The sequence below is a fragment of the Pseudomonas sp. PA-4-8C genome (genome assembly GCF_021606625.1).
GTDB classification, from domain to species: Bacteria; Pseudomonadota; Gammaproteobacteria; order Pseudomonadales; family Pseudomonadaceae; genus Aquipseudomonas; species Aquipseudomonas lactis.
The window spans coordinates 1-7,891 of the sequence record NZ_WKCD01000256.1 but is presented as its reverse complement, the minus strand read 5'-3'; the positions used below and the strand labels follow the sequence as shown (position 1 = coordinate 7,891).

The 7,891-nt window shown below is 61.5% G+C and carries 2 protein-coding genes and 1 pseudogene; 2 read left to right on the top strand and 1 reads right to left on the bottom strand.

Going from position 1 to position 7,891, the window contains the following annotated elements:
* Together GIW04_RS24825 and GIW04_RS24820 are read left to right on the top strand one after the other, a co-directional pair.
* Positions 1–441: pseudogene (locus GIW04_RS24825) on the top strand (hypothetical protein); the annotation flags it as partial.
* Positions 442–759: 318 nt separating this feature from the next.
* Entirely contained in the window at positions 760–2,178 is a 1,419-nt protein-coding gene (locus GIW04_RS24820) for an amino acid permease (RefSeq protein ID WP_120248718.1), read from the top strand.
* 246 nt (positions 2,179–2,424) lie between these two features.
* On the opposite strand, the gene GIW04_RS24815 is transcribed toward GIW04_RS24820, so the two are convergent.
* Positions 2,425–7,891, bottom strand: a 5,467-nt coding sequence (locus GIW04_RS24815) for an NEL-type E3 ubiquitin ligase domain-containing protein (RefSeq protein ID WP_236479292.1), incomplete at its 5' end; no start/stop codon positions are given.

Genomic DNA, 7,891 nt, shown 5'->3' with positions numbered 1-7,891 from the left:
CGCCTGGATGCAGCCGGCGTACAGGCGCGCGTGCACGCCAGCAAGCTCAAGTTGGGCAGCGCGGAAGATGTGGATTTTTTGCACACACTCAACGAGGTGCGCATTGTGAGGCAGGGCGCACGCGTGCCGATCAAAGGCAAGTCACGGGACTTCTTACAGGTGTACGCCGTCGTGGACACGCACACCGGGCAGGCGCTGTGTTACGCGCATTTTCACTACGACAGCCGCGTAGGGCCGGACGACCACTACAAAGACAATGCCGCCCACCTCAAGAGCCCCGAGCAGGAACGAATGGGGCGCCAGGCCCAGGCCGAGGTGGAGGCGCAGGCGTTCGCGCGCATCCGCACCGGCCAGACCGGGCGCGTGCGACAAACCCTGGAAATCGAACGTGCAAGCATTTCCCGACGCCTGGCCCGGCGCCTGTTTTTCAGCGTGGACTGAGGCGCGCTGGATAAGCCTGGGTTTTGAAAGTTATGTAATACTCTGCGCCGTTTTGCCCTGGCAGGGCCGGTCTAGACAGCGGGAGCCCGATCCGTCGAAGCCGATTTTTCCGGGGCTTATCGCCAAATTTTGCTGTTTATTGAGTGAAAAGCCCTATCGGTAGCTTTTTATACTGCACGCCCCGCTGTCCTGGCCGAGCATTCGCGCCAGGCGGGTTTGCCCACGAGGCAGGCCCGGTCCGGCCGGTGTATGAGCCCACCGGCTGATACGCCTGAGACTCGGTGGCTAAATCCAATAACAAAATGAGGTTGTATCCCTATGCCTGTTGGCAAACCACTGCCCCCTGGCGAGACCGCTCAAGGCGGCCCGCTCAAACGTGAACTGGGCGAGCGCCACATTCGCTTGATGGCCCTGGGCGCCTGTATCGGTGTAGGCCTGTTTCTGGGCTCGGCCAAGGCCATCGAAATGGCCGGCCCGGCCATCATGCTCTCGTACATCATTGGCGGCCTGGCGATCCTGGTGATCATGAGAGCCCTCGGTGAAATGGCGGTGCACAACCCCGTAGCCGGTTCGTTCAGTCGTTATGCCCAGGACTACCTGGGCCCCTTGGCTGGCTTTCTCACCGGCTGGAACTACTGGTTCCTGTGGCTGGTGACCTGCGTCGCGGAAATCACTGCCGTGGCGGTGTACATGGGCGTGTGGTTCCCCGACACGCCGCGCTGGATCTGGGCCCTGGCGGCGCTGATCAGCATGGGCACCATCAACCTCATCGCAGTCAAGGCGTTCGGTGAGTTCGAGTTCTGGTTCGCGTTGATCAAGATCGTCACCATCATTGCGATGGTGATCGGCGGCGTAGGCATCATCGCCTTCGGCTTCGGCAATGACGGCGTGGCACTGGGCATTTCCAACCTCTGGACCCACGGCGGCTTCATGCCCAACGGCGTGCAGGGCGTGTTGATGTCGTTGCAGATGGTGATGTTCGCCTACCTGGGCGTGGAGATGATCGGCCTCACCGCCGGTGAAGCGCGCAACCCGCAGAAGACCATTCCCAGTGCCATCGGCTCGGTGTTCTGGCGCATCCTGCTGTTCTATGTGGGCGCGTTGTTCGTGATCCTGTCGATCTACCCATGGAATGAAATCGGCACCCAGGGTAGCCCGTTCGTGATGACCTTCGAGCGCCTGGGCATCAAGACCGCTGCGGGCATTATCAACTTCGTGGTGATCACCGCCGCGTTGTCGTCCTGCAACGGCGGCATCTTCAGCACCGGGCGCATGCTCTACAGCCTGGCGCAGAACGGCCAGGCGCCTGCGACGTTCGGCACCACCTCCAGTAACGGCGTGCCACGCAAAGCGTTGCTGTTGTCGATCTTTGCCTTGTTGCTGGGCGTACTGCTCAACTACCTGGTGCCGGACCAGGTGTTCGTGTGGGTGACCTCCATCGCCACCTTCGGCGCGATCTGGACCTGGCTGATGATCCTGCTGGCTCAGCTCAAATTCCGCAAAGGCCTGAGCCTGGCCGAGCAAGCGGGCCTCAAGTACCGCATGTGGCTGTACCCAGTCAGCTCCTACCTGGCGCTGGCGTTCCTGGTGCTGGTGGTGGGCCTGATGGCGTACTTCCCCGAGACCCGTGTGGCGCTGTATGTAGGGCCTGCGTTTCTGGTGTTGTTGACCGTGTTGTACTACGCGTTCAAGTTGCAGCCCGCCGTCGCCAACAGCGGCGCGAGCCGCTCCGTCTAAATGTGGGAGCGGGCTTGCCTGTCATAGCGGCAGTTCAGGCATAGATTCAGTGGCTGACACACCGCCTTCGCGGGCAAGCCCGCTCCTACAGGTGATCGGTGCCAGGCGTTGATCCTGTGGGCCATACATAACCAGTGTGGGAGCTGGCTTGCCTGCGAATGTGGTGGTTCAGTTAAAGATTCAGTGACTGACACACCGCTATCGCGGGCAAGCCCGCTCCTACAGGAAGACAGGCGGTTTCGGCCTTCAGGAGGTTGTTTTTGCGGCCTGCACAGCCAGGGTCAGTTGGCGTACCAGCCGCGCCAACTCGTCTTTTTCTTCATCGATGATGGCCTGGCGACGCTCCAGATAAAGGTCCGAGCGTCGGTCCGACTCTTCCCGATTCAACCTCTCGATCTTATGGCGCGTCGTGGCGCTGATCGTTGCAAAGGGCTCGGGTAAATGGCGGGCCATGAACTCGATCCAGAACGGCTCGGTCATCAGCGCGTTGATTGCCGCATCGCTGGCCTTTAGCCGTTGCAGCTTCTGGCGTGCGCGGCGTATGTCCTGTGGCTTCACCCATCGCTCTGCTGAGTACAGCATCTCCTCAGGCCCGATCGGCAAGTTGAATTCCTCGGCCAGGGCGATGCGCAGGTGTAGTTTGACTTCCACATCGTCCGGTTCTTTTCCGGCGGCACGCAGCGCCAATATGTGCTCGTCGGCGAATTGATCCAGCTCACGCAAGAAAAACACGCGGTTGGCCAAATCCATCAAATCACGACTGGCTTGCAGCGTGGCGGGCTGCACCTTGGCGATGTGGCGCAGGTGGGTGATTTCCATGTCGATGAACGTCAGCAACGCACCGTCGCCGCAGGTGCCGGCCAAATAGGTGTTAAGGAAGACTTCGTTACGCAACTGCGTGGAGTTGCCCATCGCCTCCAGCAGCTTCCAGACCCTTTCAGTCAAGGCGGGGCGTGCCGATGTATTGCTGTAGGCATACGCCTGGGTCAAATCCCGCAGTACCCGGAACGCATCATCCGGGCTGGGCTCTTCGATAGACAGCAATTGGTCCCACAGGGTGCGGCGCTGCACATGTTGCTCAACCGGTACGCCACTCAGCCAATTGGCAAAGTCTGCTTCGCGGGGCGGTTGGTGGGTGATGCCTGGCAGAGGGCCACCCAGGGCGGCGGTACGGTTGGCGTGCGCTCCGATGCGGGCGAGGGTCTCGGCATCCAGTGGGTTGTCATGCAACTGGATATCCAGGTTCACCTGAACTCTGCGTCCGGGCTGGAACAGCGTGTTCGGCAAGGTCGTCAGGCGGTTTTCCTGGAGTAACAGGCGGTTCAGGACGGGCCTGTCGTCGGCTCCCAAGGGCCACTGGTCGATCTGGGTATTGCGCAGGTTAAGGATGCGCAACTGGTCCATGGCGCTGACATCCGGTGCCAGGCCCAGAGGGTTGTCGTTCAGGTTCAATTCGCGCAGCGAGGTCATTTGCGCCAGGCGTTGGCGTGCGTCTGCGTCCAGGGTGATGTGGTTGCCGCCCAGGTTGAGTACTTCCAGATGGCGCATCTCGGTTATTTGCGTTGGTAACTCGCTGAGCAGGCAGTCGATGTTCAGTTGACGCAGGTTGGCAAAGCGGCTGAGGAAGGCATTGCCGGTCGCCGGGAATGTATTGCCCGAGATGTGCAGGTCTTCGATGTGTTCAAAGCCTCGAGTGCCGAGGATGAAATCAGCATCGGGCAGATTGTTGTCTTCCAATTGCAGATGTAAGAAATGGCGTTCGAAGAAATCATAGCTGCGCGATCTAGGGGTTTCATGGCGCCAGGCTTGGCGGATATGCTGGGCCAGGTAGCGCCGCCGCCCCAGGTTCAACCCCATAGGATCGGTGGCCGGGTCGTCGATGGGCTGCAGGGTTTCGGCCCAGCGCGTCAGGCCGTGGTCCAGGGTGGCGTATTCGGCTTCGCGGCGCTCCAGTTCCAGCAGGGTGGCGGGGGCCGACAAGTCCAGTGATTCGATCAATAGCTCGGCCTGTTCCACGCTGAAGCTGGGATAGAGTTTTTGTACCTTACGCACCAGGTCCGCAGTCCTCGGGCCACGGAACGGCCAGAGGTTTTGCAGTGAAAGTGGATAGGCCACGAATGAGCTGTCCACCTTCATCGGCGGTTGCAACCATGGCGGTATCGCGGGCAGGTCGAGCAACCGCTTGATCGCCACGCGTTGGTTCAGCGCCAGGTCTGCAACGCGTGATTGCAGTGTGGCCAGGTCGAACCGATCGGCCATGCCCAACGCTGTACATTCGCTGGGTGACAGCAGCAGGACAATGGCGCTCAGCAGGTCGCAAGTGCTGTCGGCTGGATCGTTGAGTGTGCGGCCTTGCGGGTCGAGGGCACGATAACGGCCACCCACCCGGATGAGGGCGCGGCGGTCGGTGCCGGTGAGGTGCCCGCCACTTTCCAGCAGGCGCCCGGTGTCGGTGTCCTCGTGGATGTCCAGGCGCAACTGTGCAGGCCAGCCGTTGAGTGACTTGAGCATATGCAAGGTGATGGTGTCGCTGTCGGGGTTCATCAGAGTGGTCAGGTACAGGCCCTCGTAGGCGCGGTTCAAGCGCAGGTCGTGGGCGGTCAGGCGCGCCTGTTCAGCCAGGCGCAGGCCGACCTGGTTTTTGTCCTGCAGTTGGCGTTGCTCCTTGATCGTGGCCTGGCCGAGGATGGCTCGGACGGCGCTCACAGGCAGTTGCGGATGATGCTGTTTCAGGCGCGTTTCCAGCAGCGTGCCAGGCTGCTCGCTTTGCGCGTAGAACTGCTCGAACAGTTGGGCTCTTTCGCGATAGGCGTATTCGGCGATGCGTTTGGCCAGCTTGAACTGGCGCTCTTCGACGGTGGCGGGTAGCTCCCCCAACAGTGCTTGAACCAAGGTGTCGTTGAGCGCCGCATCGTAAATCGGCGTGGTGCCACGCGCATTGCCTTGGGATACACGAATGATTTGCACGGGGGCCTTGACCTTGGCGGGGTACTGGACCAGCACCTGATTGCGTTTATCCACCACTTGCAACGCATGGCTGTCGGGCCAGCCAGGCAGTAAACTCAACAGCATCAACTGCAGGGTAGGCCGGGCGTTATGGCGGGCCGATGCGGTGGTCATCGCCTGGATGAAATGCAAAATCTGCCGCTCGATGCCTACGCGCTTGGTGGTGTCCTCCAGCAGCGGCGGAGGCGGCAGGCCAGCACTGTGCACCTCGCGCAGGGCTCGGGCCGGCGTGTCGGTAATGGCGAGGATGCGCGCCGAGGTGGGCTGGTCGACATGGGCGTTTTCAGGCCCGAGACGATAGAGCAAACGGTGATCATCCCAGCTCATCGGGTCTTCGCTCGCCAAGCGCCAGGCGCCGTGCCGGTTATGTTCGAGCAGCGGGGTATCGACCCCCACTTTCTGTGGGTGCTTGAGTCGCCATTTGAGCCGTTGTTCGTCAAACGTGATCGGATACAACGAGCCGTAGAGGCTGATCAGTTGTTGATCCTGCCACGCATAGATGCCCTCGGCATTGGCCTGGAGTTCAGCCGGCAACACCAGAGATTGTTCGTATTGACCCAGAGAGCCGTTGAGCAGGCTGACATAGCCTTCGGGGCTGCGTTGCGCGCTCATCAGGTCCCCCAGGGTTTTACGCAAGCCCTTGGCGTCGGTGTCGGCATTCATGCCCAGGCGGGTGCGTTCATGGGGTTGCAACACCGAACCGATTGCCAGGTAGAAACTGTCGATGGCCGGCGACACCGCAATGGAGCCAGCATTGCGCATGTCGTACGCCTCGTAGCGGCCCTCGCCGTAATGCAGCAGCTCCACGGTGGTGTCGTCCGGGCTGCTGGAGACATAGCGATTGGGCGGCGTGCCATTGACCATTTCGGTCACTACGAAGTGGCGGTTGAACCACTTGCGCAGCAGGCTTGAGGCGAACTCCCTGGCCCATTGATCGTTGTCCGGGTTGAACGGGCGTGGGTGGTACAGGCCGTCGATGGCGGCGTCGATGCGCAAGGCGGTGCGGTGTTGTTCCAGCAGTTGCCGGGTCGCGGTGGGCAGGCTGGCGTCGTGCAGGAAACGTGTTTGTTGCGATGGGGTGAGCGGTTGGTGTTCCAGCAGTTGCGCAACGTTGGCCGGGGTGAGCGGTGGGTACAGCTCATGGAGTTTGCGCAGCAGCGGCGTGACGATTACCAACGGGTGCGCCACCTTGATAGGTAGCAAGTCGCGCGCCGCTTGGCCCACTGGCACTTCATACCTGGCATAGCCGGCATAACGAGTCAGGGCCTGGAACAGGTCCATGCGTCGTGTCTGGACCAGGGCGCTGATCTGCACGCGCAGGCGCGCAGTGCGCTGGGCGGTAGTCAAATGCGGGCTGCCAGCTTTGCCCAGTACGGAGCCCGGTGGTTGCTGGCGCAGGATCAGTCCAAGCAGTTGCTCATCGGTATCAGGGCGCCCATCGAGGCCGGTGTAAGTGCCATCGTCACGGCGCTTGAGGCTGATGAGTGTGGTCGCCGGGGCGTGCTGTTCAAGGGCGCCGTAGGTTTCGCTCAACGAGCCGTCGGCAGTGTGCACGTTGATCAAGGCGCCGGTCGGCCATTCCGGCAATTGGGTCAGCAGGCACAACACCGCGCCGTCGGCGTGGGGCGGCATGTGTCCGCGGCGATGGAACTGCGTGATGAGCTGCTCGATCACCCGGTCGGCTTGCAACCGGCGCACCCCTTCGACGAGGTTGACCGGCGTGGCTTGGCCCTGCCAGATGGCATCCAGGGTGCTGCGCGTGGTGGCTGTGCTGCGCAGCAAAGTCTCCATGGCTTGAGCGGGCACGGCGGTCGAGCCGTTGGGCAACATGCGTTCGGCCAACTGTACGTTGCTCAGGGTGTGTGCGTTGTTCAAGTCCAGCGTCCACGCGCCCAAGTGTGGGTCGTACACGATGGGCGGTGCGAAGCCGCCGCGATGATCATTCTTGAGTACGAAGCGCATGAGGCTGCTGTCGTAGCCAACCTCCACCACATGTTTTTGCTCGGTGTGCCGCAGCCATGCGTAGTGTTTTTCCCGCAGCGAATAGATGCCTTGGGTGTTGGCTACCTGGCCGTCGAGTAGGTGCTGATCGAGGATTGCATAGGGGCTGATATCCGGTTTCCATAGCGTGTGAGTGCCATCGCTGCGTATCACTTTGCGCGGGTTGCCCAGTTGGTCGAGCAGTGCGTTCATGCGCCGGCGATGAATGCTGCCGGCGGTGGAAGTCAGCAGGCCGTTGACTGCCAGGTCGGCGACATCCCCCATGGCCGCGGCAAAGTTGGCGGCCTCACCCTTGAGCGCTTCGTTCACGCCTTGGATGATGCTGTGGCCCAGGCTACCGAACACTGCCACCTGCATGATCCTGGTCATGCCGGTCACGCCTCCCGGCACGGGGGTAAGCAATAGCTCCAGGACTTCGGCGGCAATGGCTGCGGCGCCATCAATCACAGCTTGCACGTCCCGGTCTGCGCGGCTTTGAGCCAGTGTCGCCAGGTTGGCCTGGAACTGCTGAACCAGCGAACCGGTCAAGGTGTTTACCAGCGAAGCGTGGCGTGAGCGCTTGGGCAATGCACTGAAGCGCAGGTCGCTCAGGGTGCTTTCCGGGAACAGGTAATGGAGGCTGTCGTACAGGAAAGAAGCGGCGGCAGACAAGCCTGGCGGGCGCTGTTCCTCGTGGAGCAGGCGCTTGAATTCGTTGAGTTCAACC